Source organism: Kitasatospora sp. NPDC090091, assembly GCF_044747365.1.
Lineage (GTDB): Bacteria > Actinomycetota > Actinomycetes > Streptomycetales > Streptomycetaceae > Kitasatospora.
Map to the genome: position 1 here is coordinate 299,908 of NZ_JBIVDY010000011.1, position 18,982 is coordinate 318,889.

Consider the following 18,982-nt stretch of genomic DNA (forward strand, 5'->3'; position numbering starts at 1 on the left):
CGGACGCCGTCCTACGTCAGACGCCGTACTCGTCCAGCGGCGGGCAGGAGCAGACCAGGTTGCGGTCGCCGTACGCACCGTCGATCCGGCTGACCGGCGGCCAGTACTTGTCCGCCGGGTTCACGCCCGCCGGGAAGACGGCCTCCTGGCGGCCGTAGCCGTGCGCCCAGTCGCCGGCCAGCGCGGCGGCGGTGTGCGGGGCGTTGCGCAGCGGGTTGTCGTCCGCCGCCCACTCGCCCGAGCCGACCTTCTCGATCTCGGCGCGGATCTCGATCATCGCGTCGCAGAAGCGGTCGATCTCGTACAGGTCCTCGGACTCGGTCGGCTCGATCATCAGGGTGCCGGCCACCGGGAAGGACATCGTCGGCGCGTGGAACCCGTAGTCGATCAGACGCTTGGCGATGTCGTCCACCGTCACGCCCGTCTCCTTGGTGAGCGGGCGCAGGTCGATGATGCACTCGTGCGCGACCAGGCCGCCGGGGCCGGTGTAGAGCACCGGGAAGTGCGGGGCCAGGCGCTTGGCGATGTAGTTGGCGTTCAGCACCGCCACCTGGGTGGCGCGCTTGAGGCCCTCGCCGCCCATCAGCCGGACGTACGCCCAGGAGATCGGCAGGATCGCCGCCGAGCCCCACGGCGCGGCCGAGATCGGGCCGACGCCGGTGGCCGGGCCGGCCTCCTCCTGCAGCGGGTGGTTGGGCAGGTACGGCGCGAGGTGCGCGCGCACCGCGACCGGGCCGACGCCCGGGCCGCCGCCGCCGTGCGGGATGCAGAAGGTCTTGTGCAGGTTCAGGTGCGAGACGTCCGCGCCGAACTTGCCCGGCTTGGCCAGGCCGACCAGGGCGTTGAGGTTGGCGCCGTCGACGTACACCTGGCCGCCGGCCTCGTGCACCATGCCGCAGATCTCGGTGATCTGGGTCTCGTACACGCCGTGGGTGGACGGGTAGGTGACCATCAGCACCGAGAGGCTGTCCCGGTGCTGCTCGATCTTGGCCTTGAGGTCGTCGACGTCGACGTCGCCGTCGACCAGGGTCTTCACCACGACCACGCGCATACCGGCCATCACCGCGGAGGCGGCGTTGGTGCCGTGCGCGGAGGACGGGATCAGGCAGACGTCGCGCTGGGTGTCACCGTTGGCGTGGTGGTAGGCGCGGACGGCCAGCAGGCCGGCCAGCTCGCCCTGGGAGCCGGCGTTCGGCTGGATCGACACGGCGTCGTAGCCGGTCACCTCGACCAGCTGCTGCTCCAGCTGGCGGATCAGGGTCAGGAAGCCCTGCGCCTGGTCGATCGGCGCGAACGGGTGCAGCTGGCCGAACTCCGGCCAGGTCACCGGCTCCATCTCGGTGGTCGCGTTGAGCTTCATGGTGCAGGAGCCCAGCGGGATCATGCCGCGGTCCAGCGCGTAGTCGCGGTCCGACAGGCGGCGCAGGTAGCGCAGCATGGCGGTCTCGGAGCGGTGGCTGTGGAAGACCGGGTGGGTCAGGTACTCGTCCTCGCGCAGCAGCGCGGCCGGCAGCGCGTCGGCGCTCTCCGCGACCTCCACGCCCTCGACGCCGAACGCGGCCCAGACGCCCGCCAGGTGCTCGCGGGTGGTGGTCTCGTCGGCGGAGACCGAGATCCGGTCCTCGCCGTCCTGGTGGACGTTGATGCCGTTGGCGCGCGCGGCAGCGGCGATCTCGGCGGCGCGGCCGGGGACGACCGCGGTCACGGTGTCGAAGAACTCGCCGTGCAGCAGCTCGACGCCGCCGGCCCGCAGGCCCTCGGCGAGGGCGGCGGCGTAGCGGTGGGTGCGGCGGGCGATGTCGGCCAGGCCGTCCGGGCCGTGGTAGACGGCGTACATCGAGGCCATCACGGCCAGCAGCACCTGGGCGGTGCAGATGTTGCTGGTGGCCTTCTCCCGGCGGATGTGCTGCTCACGGGTCTGCAGCGCCAGGCGGTAGGCGCGGTTGCCGTCGGCGTCGACCGAGACGCCGACCAGGCGGCCCGGGAGCGAACGGGCGTACTCGGCGCGGACCGAGAGGTAGCCGGCGTGCGGGCCGCCGAAGCCCATCGGCACGCCGAAGCGCTGCGAGGTGCCGCAGGCGATGTCGGCGCCCAGCGAGCCCGGGGACTTCAGCAGGGTCAGCGCCAGCAGGTCGGCGGCGACGGCGACGATCGCGCCGAGGCCGTGCGCCTGCTCGATGACGGCGGTGAGGTCGCGGACCACACCGGTGGCGCCCGGGTACTGCAGCAGCACGCCGAAGACGCCGCGCTCGGCGACCTCGGCCGGGATGCCCTCGGACAGGTCGGCGACGACGACCTCGACACCGGTCGGCACGGCGCGGGTGTTGATCACCGCGATGGTCTGCGGCAGGGTCTCGGCGTCGACCAGGAAGACGCCGCCCTTGACCTTGGTGACGCGGCGGGCCAGGGCCATCGCCTCGGCGGCCGCGGTGCCCTCGTCCAGCAGCGAGGAGCCGGAGGTGGGCAGGCCGGTCAGGTCGGAGACCAGGGTCTGGAAGTTGAGCAGCGCCTCCAGGCGGCCCTGCGAGATCTCCGGCTGGTACGGCGTGTACGCGGTGTACCAGGCCGGGTTCTCCAGGACGTTGCGCAGGATCACCGGCGGGGTGAAGGTGCCGTAGTAGCCCAGACCGATCATCGGCTGGAGCACCTGGTTGCGGCCGGCCAGCTCGCGCAGCTCGGCCAGGACCTGGGCCTCGCTGCGGCCGGCGGGCAGGTCCAGGCCGGTGATGGAGCGGATCGCCTCGGGCACGGCGGTGGCGGCGAGCTCGTCCAGCGAGCCGTAGCCGACCTGCGCCAGCATCTTCTCCTGCGCGGCGGCGTCGGGGCCGATGTGGCGGTTCTCGAAGGGGCTGGCCAGCTCAAGTTCGGTGAGGGTCGAGGCGCTGGTGGGGCGTCCCGCGTTCGGCTGGGCGTTCATGTGGTCGAGGCCTCCTGGTCACGGACCGGCGGGGGTACGCACGCCGGGCGGCTTCGCCGCTGCGGACAACAGCGGTTCGGCCCGACGGACGAACCCGACAGGCCTCCCCCTCTGTCATCGGGACCTGAGAGCTTCGCCCGCACGGGGCGCGGGGGCGACCCGTCGGCTTGCACCGTCGGTGAGGGTGGTCGCCACCGGCTCCCTCGCCGGCAGTCCTGCCCTGCTTTCCAGAGTGACCTATCCCACACGGTACGGATGCCTGAGAGATTCCGGGGAGGAGTTGCTCCTTCGGCGCCCCGACCAGCGTTTTCCGACGTCGGGGACTCTCCCGAGCGGGCTCGGCGGTCGCGCCCAGGGTACCAGCGGGAGGCGGTTCGATCACGGGTGTGCCGGGTCACTCGACCGCCGCACGGGTGACCCGTACGGAGCAGCGCGGGGCCCGTCCGGCGGCTCCCCGGTCGCGGGCGTCCGGTTCATGGCTTTTGGTGTGAAGTGGCGGTGTCGGACGGGCGGGCCGGCCGTCGGCCTGCGGGAGTTCCGCAGGCGCAGCGCACGGGAGGAAAGAGTGCAGACCGATATCGACCCCCGGGACCTCATCGGCCACAAGGCGGTCGACCGCAACGGAGACAAGATCGGCACGGTCGACGAGGTGTACCTGGACGACGCCACCGGGCAGCCCGAGTGGGCCGCCGTCCGGACCGGCATCTTCGGCCGGGACGCCTTCGTCCCCCTGACCACGAGCGAGTTCGCCGGCGACGAGCTGAGGGTGCCGTACGACAAGTCGCTGGTGAAGGAGTCACCCGACTTCGGTGTGGGCCAGCACCTGTCGCCCGCCCAGGAGCTCCAGCTGTACCGCTACTACGGGCTGGACACCGCGGTGGACGGCACCCCGTCGAACGGGGCGGGCTCCGGCTCGCAGCCCGCCGACCTGGACTTCGGCACCGTGCCCGCCGGCACGGCCGCGGCTGCCGGTACCGCCGCGGCCGCCACCAAGCCGTCCGCCTTCCACTCGGCCGACACGGCCGCCCCCGCCCACCACACCACCCCGGCGGCCGACCTCGGCAAGCCGTCCGAACCTGCCACGGAGGCCCACGTGCGGACCCTCGACAGCACCGCACCGGCCGCCGCCCCGGCGACACCGGCGACCCCCGAGCCGCGTCCGCAGGTCTCGGTCCCGACCGCCCCGGCGGTGCCCGTCGCGGCGACGACGGCCACCCCGGACACGACGGCCCCCGCCGCTCCTCTGGAGATCACTTGCCGCGAGGAGCGGCTGGACATCACCACCGAGTGGCACGTGCTCGGTACCGCGAAGCTGCGCAAGTACGTCACCAGCGAACCGGTCGAGCGCCGGGTGCCGGTGGTGCGCGAGCGGGTCCGGGTCGAGCGGATGCCGGTCGGCGAGGCGGAGCGGGCCGCGCTCAGCGACAAGGAGATCACCGAGGCGGTGGAGGAGGTGACGCTCCGCGAGGAGCGGCCGGTGGTCCGCAAGTACCTGGCCCCGATCGAGCGGGTGCGCCTGGTGGTCGAGCGGTACACCGCCGAGGAGGTGGTCCGGGACGAGCTGCGCCGCGAGCAGGTCGAGGTGCACGACGACACCGTCTCCGCCGCCTCCGACCGCTCTGCCTCCGACCATTCGGGCTCCAACCACGCGAGCTCCGGCCACTCCGCCGCCCCCGGGTCGCCTCCCTCGGCCTCGGCCGAGCACTCGTCGCCCAATGCCTCGTCCCACCCGGCCCCCCTCAGGCCGCTGGCCTGACCTCTCCTCCTCCCCACTCCGCCCGAAGGACCCCGGCCCCGCCCGGGGTCCTTCGACTTTGCCAAAGCTTCACCGATCGATATTTGACACAATGAAGTATCTCCCGGCATGGTTGCTTCAGTTCATTCACTATGTACGGGAGGAAGCAACCGTGAGTGAGGCACCCCAGCCCACCACCGCGGCCGAGAAGCAGAGCAGCGCCCGGGTCCTGCCGGCCCTGATTCTGGCGATGCTGTCGTTCAGCGTGGTGCAGACCGCGGTCGTCCCGATCCTGCCCTCGCTGGCCAAGGAGCTCAGCGTCTCCGGCTCCAGCATCACCTGGCTGATGACGGCCAACCTGCTCTCCGCCGCCGTGCTCACCCCCCTGTTGGGCCGGTTCGGCGACCTGCGCGGCCGCAAGCCGATGCTGCTGATCTCGCTGACCGGCCTGGTGGCCGGCTCCGCACTGGCCGTCAGCACCCACTCCTTCACCTGGCTGGTCGTCGCCCGCGTCCTCCAGGGCGCCGGCGGTGGCGTGCTCCCGCTGGCCATCAGCATCGTCCGCGACGAGCTGCCGAAGCAGAAGGTCACCGGCGGCGTCGCCGCCATCAGCGCCTCGATGGGCGTCGGCAGCGGCCTCGGCCTGGTCGCCACCGGTCTCCTGCTGGAGCACTGGAGCTACAAGTCCATCTTCTGGATGGGCCTGGTCTTCGGCCTGATCGCGGTCGCCCTGGTCGCCCTGCGGGTGCCCACCGACCCGGTCACCGACAAGGACGGCGGCGCCGACCCGCTCGGCGCGATCACCCTGGCCGGCTGGCTCTCCGCCCTGCTGGTCGCGGTAAGCCAGGGCAACAACTGGGGCTGGACCTCCACCCGCACGCTCGGCCTGTTCGCCCTCGCCGCCGTGGTCGCCCTGATCTGGGGCGTCATCGAGGTCAAGGTGAAGCACCCGCTGGTGGACATGAAGATGATGTCCCGCCCGGCCGTCGCCTTCACCAACCTCGCCGGCCTGCTGATCGGCTTCGGCATGTACGGCTCGTTCATGGTGATCAGCAACTTCGCCCAGACCCCGGAGAAGCTCACCCACTACGGCTTCACCGCCACCGTGCTGCACGCCGGTGTGATGCTGCTGCCGTCCGCGATCGGCTCGATGGTCGCCGCCCCGCTGGGCGCCCTGCTGATCGCCCGCCGCGGTCCGCGCCTGCCGCTGGTCCTCGGTGGCGTCCTCGGCGCCGTCGCGATGGCCTACCTGGCCCTCCGCCACAGCCACGAGGGCGACATCTACACCGCCTCGGCGATCTTCGGTCTGGGCATCGGCCTCGCCTTCTCGGCCATGCCGGCCTACATCAACGGCGCCGTCCCGGTCGAGCAGAGCGGCATCGCCAACGGCATGAACGCCGTGCTCCGCACCGTCGGCGGCGCGATCGGCACCGCGGTCATGGCCGCCATCCTGACCGGTGACACCATGAAGCTCCCGATCCCCGTCACGCTGCCCACCCTGGACGCCTACAAGCACGCGTTCTGGGTCGCCGCCGCGGTCTGCGCGGTCGCCGGCGCCGTGCCGTTCATGATCCGCACGATCAAGCCCACCGCCACCGTCACCGCCGGCAACGAGACGGCGGACCTCGGTTCCAGCCCCGCGCTGGCCAAGACCGACGCCTGACGAGGCGTCCACCCCCGCGCTCAGGGACAGGGCGCGGGGGAACCGGTCCCCGAGCGGTCGACGAGGGCATCACGACCGCCGAGGCCGGCACTGCAAACGGCCCCACCCGGCTCCCCCTGCCGGGTGGGGCCGCTTCGCGTCCTCAGCCCTCCCCCGCCGGGTCCGCACCGGGGGAGCCCTCCGGTCCGGGCGACTCACCCGGCCCGGCGGCCCCGCCGCCGGGCCCGCCCTCATCGGACCCGCCGTCACCCGGCTCACCGTCACCGGGCTCGCCCCAGCCCGCGTCCCGGCGCAGCGGCAGCGGCCGGGCCGGCTCCAGCACCGGATCGTCCACCGCGAAGGTCCGCACCCGCCCGGGCCCGCTCCACGGCGTCTCGAACCGGACCGTCACCCGCCCGACCCCGCTGCCCTGCACCCAGCCGGGGCCGAACTCGTCGTGGTGCACGTCCTGCCCGGGCATCCAGTGCCGCACCACGGCCTCCTCCTCCGCCGTCCCGTGCTCCTCCCCGGTCGGCGCCGGGTGCTCTTCGGCGGCCGCCTCCTCCCGCTCCGCCTGGGCGAAGAGGTCCTCCTGGGTGTAGTCGGCCAGCTGGGAGACCCCCACGCCGAGCAGCCGCACCCCGCCGGTGATGTCCACCTGGGAGGCCAACCGGCGCGCGGTCTCCGTGATCACCGCCTCGTCGTCCGTCGGACCGCGCAGCGTCTCCGAACGGGTCAGCGTGGAGAAGTCGAAGCGCCGGACCTTCAGCACCACCGTCCGCCCCGACCGGCCGGCCGCACGCAGCCGCCGCACGCACCGCGCGGCCAGCACGTCCACCTCGCGCAACACCCGCTCACGGTCGGCGAGGTCCACCTCGAAGGTGTCCTCCACCGAGACCGACTTCGCGTCCTGGTCGGCCACCACCGGCCGGTCGTCGAACCCCGTCGACATCTGGTGGACGCCGACACCGTGCGACCGCCCGAGCAGCTGCACCAGCTCGGCCTCCCCCGCCTCCGCGAGGTCGGCCACCGTGTTCAGCCCCGCACGGCGCAGCACCTGCTCGGTGGCCGGGCCGATGCCCGGCAGGGCCCGCACCGGCATCGGCCCGAGCACCGCCCGCTCCTCGCCCGGCTCGATCAGCACCAGCCCGTCCGGCTTGGCCTGCTCGGAGGCGATCTTGGCCATCAGCTTGGACCCGGCGGCGCCGACCGAGGCGGTCAGCCCGGTGCGCCGCTGGATGTCGGCCCGCAGGTCCTCCGCGAGGGCCAGCACCAGCCGCTCCCCCGTCCCGTGGTCCGCCTCCGCCAGCACCGGCCCGTACGGGCCCGCCTCCAGGTCGACGAACGCCTCGTCCAGGCTGAGCGGCTGGACCAGCGGCGACAGCTCCCGCAGCAGGCCCATCACGATCTCGCTGACCTGCCGGTAGGCCTCGAACCGTCCGGCCAGGAACGCCGCGTTCGGGCAGAGCCGGCGCGCCTGCGCCATCGGCATCGCCGAGTGCACCCCGAACCGCCGCGCCTCGTACGAGGCCGTCGAGACGACCCCGCGCCCGCCCAGGCCGCCGACGATCACCGGCTTCCCGCGCAGGCTCGGCTTGGCCGCCTGCTCCACCGCTGCGAAGAAGGCGTCCATGTCGAGGTGGATGATGCTCGGCAGCGACCGCACCTGCCGATCATGCCGCACGGGTCCGACAGTCCGTGCGAACCGCGGCCCGCGGCCGCTGCGCCGCGCCCACTGCCGCGCCGGCCCGGACGGCCCGCGCCGGCACCGACAGCCCGGGCGCGCGCGGCCGGGCGCTACGGCCGGGCGTTACGGCCGGGCGTTACGGCCGGGCCGCGGCCGCCGCGTCGGCCAGCGCGCGGGGGATGCCCTCCTCCTTGGGCCCGAGGAAGACCGGGTCCGGCCGCATCAGCACGTTCAGCGCCGCCTTGCCCGCCCCGGGGATCTCGCGCACCCCGCCGTACAGCCAGGTGACGTCGCGCCACTCGGGCACACCCACCGCGTACGAGTCGATGCCGGCCGCCTCGCAGAGCGCCAGCGCCCGCCGGACGTGGAAGTCCTGACTCACCAGGACCGCCCGGTCCACGCCGAAGATCCGGTGCGCCCGGGTGCAGGAGTCCCAGGTGTCGAAGCCCGCGTAGTCGCCGACCACCCGGATCTGCGGCACACCGTGCTCGATCAGGTAGCCGCGCATCGCGTCGGTCTCGTCGTAGCTGTCGCGCCCGTTGTCCCCGGTGACCAGGATCGCCTGCACCTTCTGCGCCCGGTACAGGTCGACCGCCGCGTCCAGCCGGTGCGCCAGGTAGGGCGAGGGCTTGCCGTCGAACAGCCCGGCGCCGAACACCACCGCCACCGGGGCGCTCGGCGCGCTCGCCACCGTGCCGACCCGGTCCCCCGCCGCGATCCACAGCCAGGCGCTCGGCGCCAGCGCCAGCGCGCAGCCGGCGGTGACGAGTTGGAACAGCCGCCGCTGGGTGCGCCGCTGCCGCAGCCGCACCCCGAGCCGGCGCACCCGCCGCACCGTCAGGTCGATCACTCCCGCGCCGCCCCGCACGTTCCCTCCCCCGCTCGGTGCGCCGGTTCCCCCGGTGCGCCCGGCCTGTTCGATTCCACCAGGCACGACGAGGCCGCGGGCCCGGACGGTTCCCCGTCCGGGCCCGCGGCCTCGTCCTTCGCTCGATCAGTCCGGCGGTCAGACCGCTCGGTTGCGGCGCTGCGCCAGCTCGTCACCCGGATCGTGCCCGACCACCGTCTCCCCGGTGTCGGTCCGCTCGGCGTGCAGCCGCCCGAGGGCCAGCTCCAGCTCCTGCCAGACCGCGCCGACCGCGATGCCGAACACGCCCTGACCGCTCTTCAGCAGGTCGACCACCTGCTGCGGCGTGGTGCACTCGTACACCGTGGCGCCGTCGCACATCAGCGTCAGCCCGGTCAGGTCGCCGACCTCGACGGACTGCAGGTGGGCGACCGCCACCCGGATGTTCTGCAGCGACACGCCCGCGTCCAGCAGCCGCTTGACGATCTTCAGCAGCAGGATGTCGCGGAAGCTGTACAGCCGGTGGCTGCTCGCGGGGTAGACCGCGCGGACGCTCGGCTCCAGCAGGCCCGTCCGGGCCCAGTAGTCCAGCTGGCGGTAGGTGATCCCGGCCGCGGCGCAGGCCGTCGGCCCGCGGTAGCCGATCAGCTCCGAGGTCGGAGCGAGCCGCTCGATGGCCGGCTGGCCCGGCTGGACGGCCGGAAACCGGCCCATTCGGGGCAGCTCCGTCCGGGGCAGGTCCGACACGGTACGGCCGGTGCGCGGCATGTGCACGGCACACAGGCCTCCCACGGCCGCGTCATCGCCGGTGCCGGTCATGCCTACCTCCGTCCACTCATGCTGCGGGCAACCCAGACTGCGGGTGACAGGCACCCGGGCAGCCACTCCTGACGGTAGGCAGTCGCCCATGACCCGTCAACGATCGCCACGCCGAGCCGGGGAAACCCCGTCGCTCAGGAGAGTGGTTTTCCGTGCCCCTAGTGTGGGTAGGCGGACGCTATTTGGCAAAACGACCGAATGAGTACGTCCTATCGGCCCGGCTACGTTCCGCACTCATGCGACGGCCGGGCGGGAACCACCGGATCGGGCTACTGTGGCGCGCCGCCGCCGAAGTCCTCCGGCGAGACCTGGTCGAGGAACTCGCGGAACTTCTCCACTTCGTCCTCCTGCTCGTCCGGGATCGCGATGCCCGCCTCGGCGAGCACCTCCTCGCTCCCGTAGATCGGCGTGCCCGTGCGCAGCGCCAGCGCTATCGCGTCGGACGGCCGCGCGCTGACCTCCACCCCGCCGGCGAAGACCAGCTCCGCGTAGAACACGCCCTCCCGCAGATCGGTGATCCGCACCTCGGTGAGCTGCTGGCCGAGCGCCTCCAGGACGTCCTTGAACAGGTCGTGCGTCAGCGGGCGCACCGGCGTCATGCCCTGCTGGGCGAAGGCGATCGCGGTCGCCTCGCCGGGGCCGATCCAAATCGGCAGGTAGCGATCGCCCCCGACCTCCCGCAGCAGCACGATCGGCTGGTTGGAAGGCATCTCCACCCGGACACCCACGACGTCGAGCTCATTCACACAGGCAACCCTATGGCCCGCGCCCCGGATATGAAAGCGCAGAGCCGACGGCGCTGGTCAGCGGCCCGGAGCCGTCACGCGCGGGTGCGCAGACCGGCCTGGACCATGGCCGCGTGCAGCCGCACCGAGAGCGTCGCGAGCTCCCGTGCCGTGACCTCGGCGTGCGCCCTGGTCTGCGGGTTCCGGTGCCGGCGCAGCGGCGCCACGACCTGCTCGACCAGCGCGATCTCGCGGTCGGCGGCGGCCTTCATGGCCCGCAGGTGGCGCGGCTCCAGCCCGTACCGGCCGAGCTCCGCGACCAGCCGGGCGACCTGCAGCGCCTCACCGTCGTAGCCGCCGTCCGGCCCGGGCGCGACCAGCCCGTACGACTCCCACTCGGCCAGCTCGCCCTCGCCGGCCTCGGCCGCGGCCAGCAGCTCGGCCCGGCCCAGCCGGACCCCGGTGGAGGCCTCCGCGGTCGCCACCAGCTCGCGGTCCGCCTCCTCCAGCGGTCCGGGGCGGGTGTCGGCGGCCGGCAGCGCCGGCGGGCTCTCGCCGCGCTCGATGGCGTCCAGGTGCTCGCGGATCACCCGCAGTGGCAGGTAGTGGTCACGCTGCATCCGCAGGACGTAGGCCAGCCGCTCGACGTCGGCCGGGCTGAACTTGCGGTACCCCGAAGGCGTGCGCTGCGGCTCCACCAGGCCCTCGGCCTCCAGGAACCGGATCTTCGAGATGGTGACCTCGGGGAAGTCGTCCCGCAGGAAGGTCAGCACTGCGCCGATGCTCAGCAGCTCGTCGCCGCCGCGCCGGCGGCCGCCCCCGGCCGGCCGGTCCGGGCGGACCGGCTGCCTGGGGGCTGCGACCGCCCCCCACGTTCCCTGGTCCGTCTGCGGACCGGAGAGTGCGGGGGCGGCCGCCCCGAGCGGAGAGGAAGGGGTATTCGTGCTCACTCGGGCTCCTGCCGAAGTTGGGTTCAGTACCCCCGGTTGTGGCTGGCGAAGAACACCAGCCGGTACTTCCCGATCTGCACCTCGTCGCCGTTGTTCAGCGGCACCTCGTCGATCCGCTCGCGGTTGACGTAGGTGCCGTTGAGGCTGCCCACGTCCGCGACGGTGAAGCCGCCGCCCGGAGTCCGGCGGAACTCCACGTGCTTGCGGGAGACCGTGACGTCGTCCAGGAAGATGTCGCCCTGCGGGTGGCGGCCGGCCGTGGTCTTGTCGGAGTCCAGCAGGAAGCGGCTGCCGGAGTTCGGGCCGCGCTGGACGATCAGCAGGGCCGAGCCCGGGGGCAGCGCGTCGATCGCCGACAGCACCTCGGCCGACAGGGCCGGCGTGCCGGTCCCGGTCGTCGTGTTCGGGTCGTAGGACTCCAGGCCGGAGATCGAGATGGTCGAGGTGGTCTCCACCGCCCCCTCGGGCAGCGCGCCACCGCGCAGGGCCGAACCGCAGTTGGAGCAGAAGCGGGCCGACGCCGGGTTCGGGTTACCGCACCGGGGGCACGGAGTGGGGCCAGCCATGTTCACAGCCTCCTGGCGAGGCACACCCGACGGGTTGTGCCCGGCGTACGGGTCCGGGGCAAACCCTCCACCAGAGATTGAGGGTCCTGACTGGAAACCTATGCGCGGGTCGCCGGAGGGGTCAACCGACGCGCCGTAGCCCGCCGGATTCCCGGCGAACTGCTGGCCCCCGCCCTCGCGGAAGAGCGGACGCTCGGCGTACTCCACCCCCTCGGGGGCGGGTCGCATGCCCGGCACGGCGGGCTCTTCGTCGGCACGGCGGTGACGCGCGGTGGGCGCCTCGACGGCGGCCGCGTCACGGTCCTTGCTACGACCGAACAACTTCGAGAAGAAACTCACGGGCGAATCCCCTTGCGTGTGACAGACCCGCCCGCGGGGCAGGGTGAGAACCTCGGACAGGCTGCGGGCCCGGTCTGTGATCGGGCCGGCTGGAGTGGTACTCCGACGTGTGGTGCTCCGACATGTGCTGGTGTGGACCAGTCTCGCCCACCCGACGGCGGCACCCCGCACCGGGGGCCGCCCGCAGGTGACGGACCGTGCGGCAGGCGCCCCGTCACTTCGGAGCCGGCTTGGCGTACTGCGGCGTCTTCAGATCGACGAGGGCGTCGACGACGACCTTCTGCTGTTGGGAGATGGTCGCCCGTGCCTGGTGACTCTCCAAGGTACGGACGACACCCCCCGGGATGTTCAGCGCGGGTGTGAGGTCCTGCGGGTTCCCCACGACGGTGAAGCGGTACGGCTGCGAGACCTTCTTCCCGTCGATCAGCACGCCGCCGCCGGACGCGTCCGTGAAGTAGGTGTTGACCACCACGCGCACATCGTTGATCTGAATCGCCTCCGCCCCCGCTGCTCGGAGTTCCTGCAGGGTGTCCAGCAGCATATCCGCCTTCACCTGCCCTTGGGGATCATCGACCGTCAGTACGATGCCCGGACCAGTGGCTTTGACGGTGCCGGCGAGCACGCCGAGCTCCGTCACCTTCTTCCTGGTCTGCTCCTGGGCCTCCTTGGCCTGGTTGGAACTGTTCTCCAACTTGGCCAGGGACTGCTCAAGCTCCGCTTTCTCCTGTTGGAGACGCTGCTGACGGCTGTCCAGTTCGTCGAGGATCCGGACCAAGTCCTCCTGACGTGCGCCGCGCAGCTGGCTGTGGTGGTCGTTGGTCGACCGGACCTGGATCGCCAGGGCCAGGCCGAGGGAGAACAGCAGCAGCGCCACCACCAGCTGGCCGCGGGAGAGGCGCGGCGGCCAGAGCGCCGCCTTCATCCGCCGGCGTCCCGCACCGCGGTCGACGGCGGGAGCGGCAGGAGCGGCGGGCGGGGCGGGCGGGGCGGGCGCGGGCTGCGCAGGGGCGGCGTCGGTCCCGGGTACGGGCGCCGGCTCGGACGTCCCGCCCTTCTCCGCGGGCTCGGGCTTCTCCGCGGGCTCGGGCTTCTCCGCGGGCTCGGGCTTCTCCGCGGGCTCGGGCTTCTCCGCGGGCTCGGGCTTCTCCGCGGGCTCGGGCTCGGCCCGGTCGGCCTGGTCCGCGGCCTGCACGGCGTCGGTCTGCTCGACCTCGGCCGCCTCGCGGCCCTGACCGTCCTCGGCCGGTATGTCCCCGGCCGGCACTTCAGCGGCCGGCTCCTGGTCGGCCGCTGCCTGCTCGGCCTCCGGCTCCTTCGCCGCTGCCGGCTCCGGACGCTTCGGCGGCGCGTCGGGGCCCGGCCGCTCGGCCTTCCCGGGTTCCACGGCCTTCTCGGTGGTCCCGACTGACTTGACGGTCTCGACGGACTCGCCCGGCTCAGCCGGCTCCGCAGGCGCGGCCGTCGGCTCGGCCGCCTTCGGGAGCGGCTTCGCCGGATCCGGCGCCGTCCCGCGCGGCGCCGTCCCGCGCTCCGCGCCGCCGTCCTCGCGCACGACCTCTCCCGCCTGTCCGTCCACCGTCGTTCCGGCCGTCGCCGCCTCCTCCGTCCCCGCGTCCGTCCTCCTGGCGGCGGCCGGCCCGCGGCCCGGCTCAGGCGCGGAAGACATGGCGCCTGATCGCTGCGGCGTTGGAGAAGATGCGGATGCCGAGCACGACGACCACGCCCGTGGAGAGCTGGGAACCGACGCCCAGCTGGTCCCCGAGGAAGACGATCAGTGCCGCGACCACCACGTTCGACAGGAACGAGACGATGAACACCTTGTCGTTGAAGATCCCGTCCAGCATCGCGCGGACACCGCCGAAGACGGCGTCCAGCGCCGCCACCACCGCGATCGGCAGGTACGGCACGACGGCGTCCGGCACCTCGGGCTGGACGAAGAGCCCGACGACCACCCCGATCACGAGACCCAGTACGGCAATCACGGTCTAGCTGCTCCTGTCCCTGCGGAGGAGGGCGACCCGCTCACGGGCGCCGTCGACGAGTGGGTTGTCGTGCTCTTGGTGGAACCGCCCGAGGGGCGCTTCCCGGAGGAGGACGTGCTCGGCGCCGCCGACGGGCTCGTGGAGGGGCTCGCCGACCGGCTGCCGGAGGCCGTGGGGCTCGGGGACTGGCTCGGAGCCGCGGACGGGCTCGCGCCCGGGCCGGCACCGGAGCTCGGCGTCGCCGTGGGCTCCGGTGTGGCGGGCTGCGCCGATCGCAGGGTCACACCGACCGCGGCCGGCAGCGTCAGATTCTTCTGCGCGGAGATCGTCGACTTGATGCCGTACTTCTCCTGCAGCAGGCGCAGGTACTGGCCCGCCATGTGACTCTCGAACGCGCCGACCAGCTTCGGACCGTCGCCGAGCGCCTGCACGGTGTACGGCGGGACCAGCGGCCGGTTGTCCACCAGCACCGCCTCACCGGCGGCGCGGATCGCCGACAGCGCGGTCAGCCGCTGCCCGTTGATCGAAACGGCCTCCGCGCCGGACTCCCAGAGCCCGTTCACCACCAGTTGCAGATCGCGGTCACGCAGTCGGCCGCTGTTGGAGAAGCCCTGGCCGGCCCGTGGATCGACGTTTCCGCCGGCGCCGGTCCCGGCGGCGTCCTCCAGGACCAGCCGGACACCCGGGCCGGTCACCTCACCGAGGCCGACCGCCCCCGCCAGGGCGGCCGGATCGCCGTCCCCCGGGGCCAGCGCCTGCTGCTGGGCGCTTTCGACCTTCCGTCGCAGGTCCTGGACCTGTTGTTGCAGCCGGTCCGCCGAGCCGTTGCTGTCGTTGACCCGGTGGATCAGCGCGTCGCGCTCCTTGGCCAGCGTCGGCGCCGCCTTGTGCGCGTTCACCGCGCCCACCGTCAGGACCGCCCCCACCAGGGCGAGGCCCGCGCCCAGGGTCAGCAGACCCCGGGCGGTGCCGGGTATCCGGCTGTCGTGGTCCCCGCCCCTCGCCGCGGCCGCCTCGGCATAACCCTCGTCCAGACTGTGGTCCATCACGTTGGTCAGCAGGGACATCGAGGCGTCCGGACGGTTGAACCGTCCGTTGCTGGCACTCGGCGTCGGCGTCGCTGGCATGCGGACCATCGTCCCACGTCGGCGGAGGGGCCCGTGCACGCCCCCTGAGCCGGGACTCCCCACAAGCCGCAGACCGCTACCAACAGCCACAGAACGGACAACGGGGCGGTGCGGCACACCTGCCGCCCACCCCGCCGTCCGCGTCCGTCACCACGCCCCGGTGCCCGTCAGTGCCACCCGGCACCCGGCACCGCGGCCACGGTCAGGGAGTCACCGCCCGGCGCTGTCGACCACCGCCGCCCACTCGTCGAGCAGGGCCTCGGTGGCCTCGTCGTCCGGGCCCTCGGCCCAGAGGTGGGTGGTCGCCTCGGCCGGATCGGGCAGCACCAGCGTCCACCGCCCGTCCGCCTCGACCACCCGGACGCCGTCGGTGGTGTCCAGCCGCCGGCTCCCGGCCGCCTCCACCACCGAGCGCATGACCATGCCCTTCGCGGCCCACGGCGTCGCAATGTCCCGCCGGCGGATGTGCGCCTGGGGAATCCGCGCGTCGATCTGGCTCAGCGTGAGCTGGGTCCGGGCCACCAGCCCGACCAGCCGGACGAAGGCCGCGGCCCCGTCCAGCACCCCGCTGAACTCCGGGACGACGAAGCCGCCGCGCCCGTCCCCGCCGAACACCGTGCCCTCGGCGGAGGCCGCCTTGGCCAGGTCGTCCGGCGTGGTCGTGGTCCAGATGACCTGGGTGCCGTGGTAGGCGGCGACCTGCTCGGCGATCCGGGTCGTGGTGACCGGGAGCGCGACCTGGCCGCTCCGGCGCTCGGCCGCGACCAGGTCGAGCAGCACCAGCAGCGCCCGGTCGTCGTCGATCACCCGGCCCAGCTCGTCGACGAAGGCCACCCGCTCGCCCACCGGGTCGAAGCGGACGCCGAACGCCGCCCGGGAGGACGCCACCAGCTCGCCGAGCCTGGCCAGGCCCGCCCGGCGTTCCTCCGCGTCCTCGGTGGGCCGCGCCTCGTCCAGCCCGCTGGAGACCGTGAGGGCCTCTACCCCGAGCCGGCCGAGGATGCTCGGCAGAACAAGCCCTGCGCTGCCGTGTGCGGTGTCCACGACCACCTTCAGGCCCGCCTCGCGGACGCCGGTGGTGTCCACCGTCCGCAGCAGGTTGCCGGCGTAGGAGTCGAAGACGCTGGACGGGAAGGTCAGGTCCCCGATCTCGCCCGGGAACGCGCGCCGGTACTCCTGACGTGCGTAGACCCGGTCCAGCTTTCGCTGCCCGGCCTGGGAGAGGTCGGCGCCGCGCTCGTCGAAGAACAGGATGTCCAGCGAGTCCGGCACCCCGGGCGTGGTCCGCAGGAAGATCCCGCCGGCGCTCCCGCGCGCGGTGTGCTGGCGCGCCACCGGCATCGGCACGTTCTCCAGGTCGCGCACGTCGATCGCGCTGGTCTGCAGCGCCGAGATCATCGCCCGTTTGAGCGCACGCGCACCACGTGAGTGGTCACGCGCGATGGTGACGGTCGCGCCCTTCTTCAGCGTGGTGGCGTACGCGCCGGCCAGCCGGACGGCCAGCTCCGGGGTGATCTCCACGTTGAGGATGCCGGAGACGCCGCGGAGCCCGAACAGGTGCTCCTGGCCGCGGGACTCCCAGATGACCGAGGTGTTGACGACCGCGCCGGCCTCGATGGTCTTGAACGGGTAGACCCGGACGTTGGCCGCGATGATCGACTCCTCGCCGACCAGGCACTCGTCCCCGATCACCGCGCCGTCCTCGATCCGCGCGGCCCGCATCACATCGGTGTTCTTGCCGACCACGCAGCCCCGCAGATTGCTCTGCGGACCGACGTAGACGTTGTCGTGGACGACCGCCTTGTGCAGGAACGCCCCGCGCTTGACGACCACGTTGCTGCCGAGCACGGTGTGCTCGCGGATCTCCACGCCGGCCTCGACCTTGGCGTAGTCCCCGATGTAGAGCGGCCCGCGGAGCACCGCCTCCGGGTCGACCTCGGCGCCCTCGGCCACCCAGACGCCAGGCGAGATCTCGAAGCCGTCGAGCTCGACGTCGACCTTGCCCTCCAGGACGTCAGCCTGGGCCTTGCCGTAGCTCTCGTGCGTGCCCACGTCCTCCCAGTAGCCCTCGGCCACGTAGCCGTAGACCCGCTTGCCCTCCTTGAGCAGCTGCGGGAACACATCGCTCGACCAGTCGACGGACTCCCCTGCCGCCACGTAGCCGAAGACCTCGGGTTCCATCACGTAGATACCGGTGTTGACCGTGTCCGAGAAGACCTGCCCCCAGGTCGGCTTCTCCAGGAAGCGCTCGACCCGTCCCTCGTCGTCGGTGATCGTGATGCCGAACTCCAGGGGATTCGGCACACGGGTGAGACAGACCGTGACCAGTGCGTTCTTACTGCGGTGAAACTCGATCAATTCCGAGAGATTGAAGTCGGTCAGCGCGTCACCGGAGATCACCAGAAAGGAATCGTCCTTGAGCGCGTCCTCGGCGTTCTTGACACTCCCCGCAGTGCCCAGGGGCGTCTCCTCGTTGGCATAGGTGAGGTTCATACCCAGCTCTTCGCCGTCACCGAAGTAGTTCTTGACCAGGGAGGCCAGGAACTGGACGGTCACGACGGTGTCGGAGAGGCCGTGCCGCTTCAGCAGCCGAAGCACGTGCTCCATGATCGGCCGGTTGGCCACGGGAAGCAGCGGCTTCGGCATGCTGGAGGTCATCGGGCGGAGTCGGGTGCCTTCGCCCCCTGCCATTACAACGGCTTTCATTACGGGTGCGTCCTCCTTCGCGGTGGTGGACCTGCAGGTCCATCAAACCGTTCCAGGGGTGGTCTACCCGGAAGATATCGTCCGACTCACCGTGTCGCCGTGGGACTTCTCTCAGATCACGTCTCAGACTGTGGACGCGGAGGAGGCCGCGGCACCGCGGAGGATCTGCCGCACCTGGATCGCGTACAGAATCCCGGCCCACCAGTAGAGCGTGGTGCCCCACCAGATGAAGGCCCAGCTCACAATCTCCGCGGGCTGCGCGATCCAGCTGTCCCCGGTGCCGAGCAGCAGAAGCGGAAACGCGTACATCAGATTGAATGTCGCGGCCTTCCCCAGGAAACTCACCTGCAACGGCCCGTAGCCGTGCCGGTTGAGAATCGGCAGGAGCGCCGCGATAAAGAGCTCACGGGCCAGCAGGATCGCCGTCAGCCACCACGGCAGGATCTCACGCCAGGTCAGGCCGAGGAGGGTCGACAGCACGTAGAGCCGGTCCGCCAGCGGATCGAGCAGCTGGCCGACCCGGCTGATCTGCCCCCACCTGCGGGCGAGCTTCCCGTCGAGGTAGTCGCTGATGCCGCTCAGCATCAGGATCAGCAGTGCCCATCCGTCGTTGTTCGGCCCGCCGAACACCGGCCAGAGAATGAGCCAGAGGAAGAGCGGAACGCCGACCAGCCGGCCCATGCTCAGCAGGTTGGGGATGGTGAGGACACGATCCGTCTGGACCTGCGTCTCCTGGACCTCCACCCGGGGGCCTCCTGTACGTGTGACGACCGTGCACGTTTGCACGTTGACCTTACAACAGAGAAGCCCCCGTCCGGTTCCCCGGCGGGGGCTTCTCTCGAAGAATTGTTCGGCGGCGTCCTACTCTCCCACAGGGTCCCCCCTGCAGTACCATCGGCGCTGTGAGGCTTAGCTTCCGGGTTCGGAATGTAACCGGGCG

At 72.2% G+C, this 18,982-nt stretch carries 14 protein-coding genes, 1 rRNA gene and 1 riboswitch; of the genes, 2 read left to right on the forward strand and 13 right to left on the reverse strand.

Translation table 11 applies throughout. From position 1 onward, the window contains the following. Positions 1 to 16 precede the first annotated feature (16 nt). Positions 17 to 2,917: an aminomethyl-transferring glycine dehydrogenase gene (gene gcvP / locus ACIPSC_RS21195; RefSeq protein WP_400827482.1), complete on the reverse strand. Its 2,901-nt coding sequence runs from the start codon at positions 2,915 to 2,917 to the stop codon at positions 17 to 19. 237 nt (positions 2,918 to 3,154) lie between these two features. Further along, a riboswitch (glycine riboswitch) is annotated at positions 3,155 to 3,258 on the reverse strand. Positions 3,259 to 3,482: 224 nt separating this feature from the next. On the opposite strand from gcvP, the gene ACIPSC_RS21200 reads away from it, so the two are divergent. Together ACIPSC_RS21200 and ACIPSC_RS21205 are read left to right on the forward strand one after the other, a co-directional pair. Then, on the forward strand, positions 3,483 to 4,673 hold the full coding sequence (locus ACIPSC_RS21200) for a PRC and DUF2382 domain-containing protein (RefSeq protein ID WP_400827483.1): 1,191 nt from the start codon (positions 3,483 to 3,485) through the stop codon (positions 4,671 to 4,673). Positions 4,674 to 4,824: 151 nt separating this feature from the next. Further along, positions 4,825 to 6,315: an MFS transporter gene (locus ACIPSC_RS21205; protein ID WP_400827484.1), complete on the forward strand. Its 1,491-nt coding sequence runs from the start codon at positions 4,825 to 4,827 to the stop codon at positions 6,313 to 6,315. 142 nt (positions 6,316 to 6,457) lie between these two features. On the opposite strand, the gene ACIPSC_RS21210 is transcribed toward ACIPSC_RS21205, so the two are convergent. From ACIPSC_RS21210 to rrf, 12 genes are all read right to left on the reverse strand, one after another. Beyond that, on the reverse strand, positions 6,458 to 7,960 hold the full coding sequence (locus tag ACIPSC_RS21210; RefSeq protein WP_400827485.1) for a DNA polymerase IV: 1,503 nt from the start codon (positions 7,958 to 7,960) through the stop codon (positions 6,458 to 6,460). 157 nt (positions 7,961 to 8,117) lie between these two features. Then, positions 8,118 to 8,831, reverse strand: coding sequence for a vancomycin high temperature exclusion protein (locus ACIPSC_RS21215; RefSeq protein WP_400827486.1), 714 nt, complete (start codon positions 8,829 to 8,831; stop codon positions 8,118 to 8,120). A 156-nt stretch (positions 8,832 to 8,987) separates the two neighbouring features. Next, positions 8,988 to 9,647, reverse strand: a complete 660-nt coding sequence (locus ACIPSC_RS21220) for a MerR family transcriptional regulator (protein ID WP_400827487.1) — start codon at positions 9,645 to 9,647, stop codon at positions 8,988 to 8,990. Positions 9,648 to 9,916: 269 nt separating this feature from the next. Beyond that, positions 9,917 to 10,393, reverse strand: coding sequence for a bifunctional nuclease family protein (locus ACIPSC_RS21225; protein ID WP_148641491.1), 477 nt, complete (start codon positions 10,391 to 10,393; stop codon positions 9,917 to 9,919). Between the two features lie 74 nt (positions 10,394 to 10,467). Next, a complete protein-coding gene (locus tag ACIPSC_RS21230) occupies positions 10,468 to 11,160 on the reverse strand; it encodes a MerR family transcriptional regulator (RefSeq protein ID WP_400827508.1) in 693 nt (230 codons plus the stop codon). Between the two features lie 185 nt (positions 11,161 to 11,345). After that, positions 11,346 to 11,888: an FHA domain-containing protein gene (locus ACIPSC_RS21235; protein ID WP_400827488.1), complete on the reverse strand. Its 543-nt coding sequence runs from the start codon at positions 11,886 to 11,888 to the stop codon at positions 11,346 to 11,348. A 553-nt stretch (positions 11,889 to 12,441) separates the two neighbouring features. Continuing rightward, positions 12,442 to 13,893 (reverse strand): DUF881 domain-containing protein, encoded by a 1,452-nt coding sequence (locus tag ACIPSC_RS21240; RefSeq protein WP_400827489.1) that lies wholly within the window; start codon positions 13,891 to 13,893, stop codon positions 12,442 to 12,444. Then, positions 13,877 to 14,209 carry a small basic family protein gene (locus tag ACIPSC_RS21245; protein ID WP_030062488.1) on the reverse strand — a complete coding sequence of 111 codons (333 nt, stop codon included), beginning with the start codon at positions 14,207 to 14,209 and terminating at the stop codon, positions 13,877 to 13,879. The genes ACIPSC_RS21240 and ACIPSC_RS21245 overlap by 17 nt, the downstream gene beginning before the upstream one ends. Next, positions 14,206 to 15,336 carry a DUF881 domain-containing protein gene (locus ACIPSC_RS21250; RefSeq protein WP_400827490.1) on the reverse strand — a complete coding sequence of 377 codons (1,131 nt, stop codon included), beginning with the start codon at positions 15,334 to 15,336 and terminating at the stop codon, positions 14,206 to 14,208. Before ACIPSC_RS21250 ends, ACIPSC_RS21245 begins: the two co-directional genes overlap by 4 nt. Before the next feature lie 210 nt (positions 15,337 to 15,546). Continuing rightward, the gene (locus ACIPSC_RS21255) at positions 15,547 to 18,042 is read right to left on the reverse strand and encodes a sugar phosphate nucleotidyltransferase (RefSeq protein WP_400827492.1); all 2,496 of its coding nucleotides are present in this window, start codon (positions 18,040 to 18,042) and stop codon (positions 15,547 to 15,549) included. Between the two features lie 123 nt (positions 18,043 to 18,165). Further along, a complete protein-coding gene (locus tag ACIPSC_RS21260) occupies positions 18,166 to 18,786 on the reverse strand; it encodes a CDP-alcohol phosphatidyltransferase family protein (RefSeq protein ID WP_400827494.1) in 621 nt (206 codons plus the stop codon). 104 nt (positions 18,787 to 18,890) lie between these two features. After that, positions 18,891 to 18,982: ribosomal RNA gene (gene rrf / locus ACIPSC_RS21265) — 5S ribosomal RNA — on the reverse strand; the annotation flags it as partial.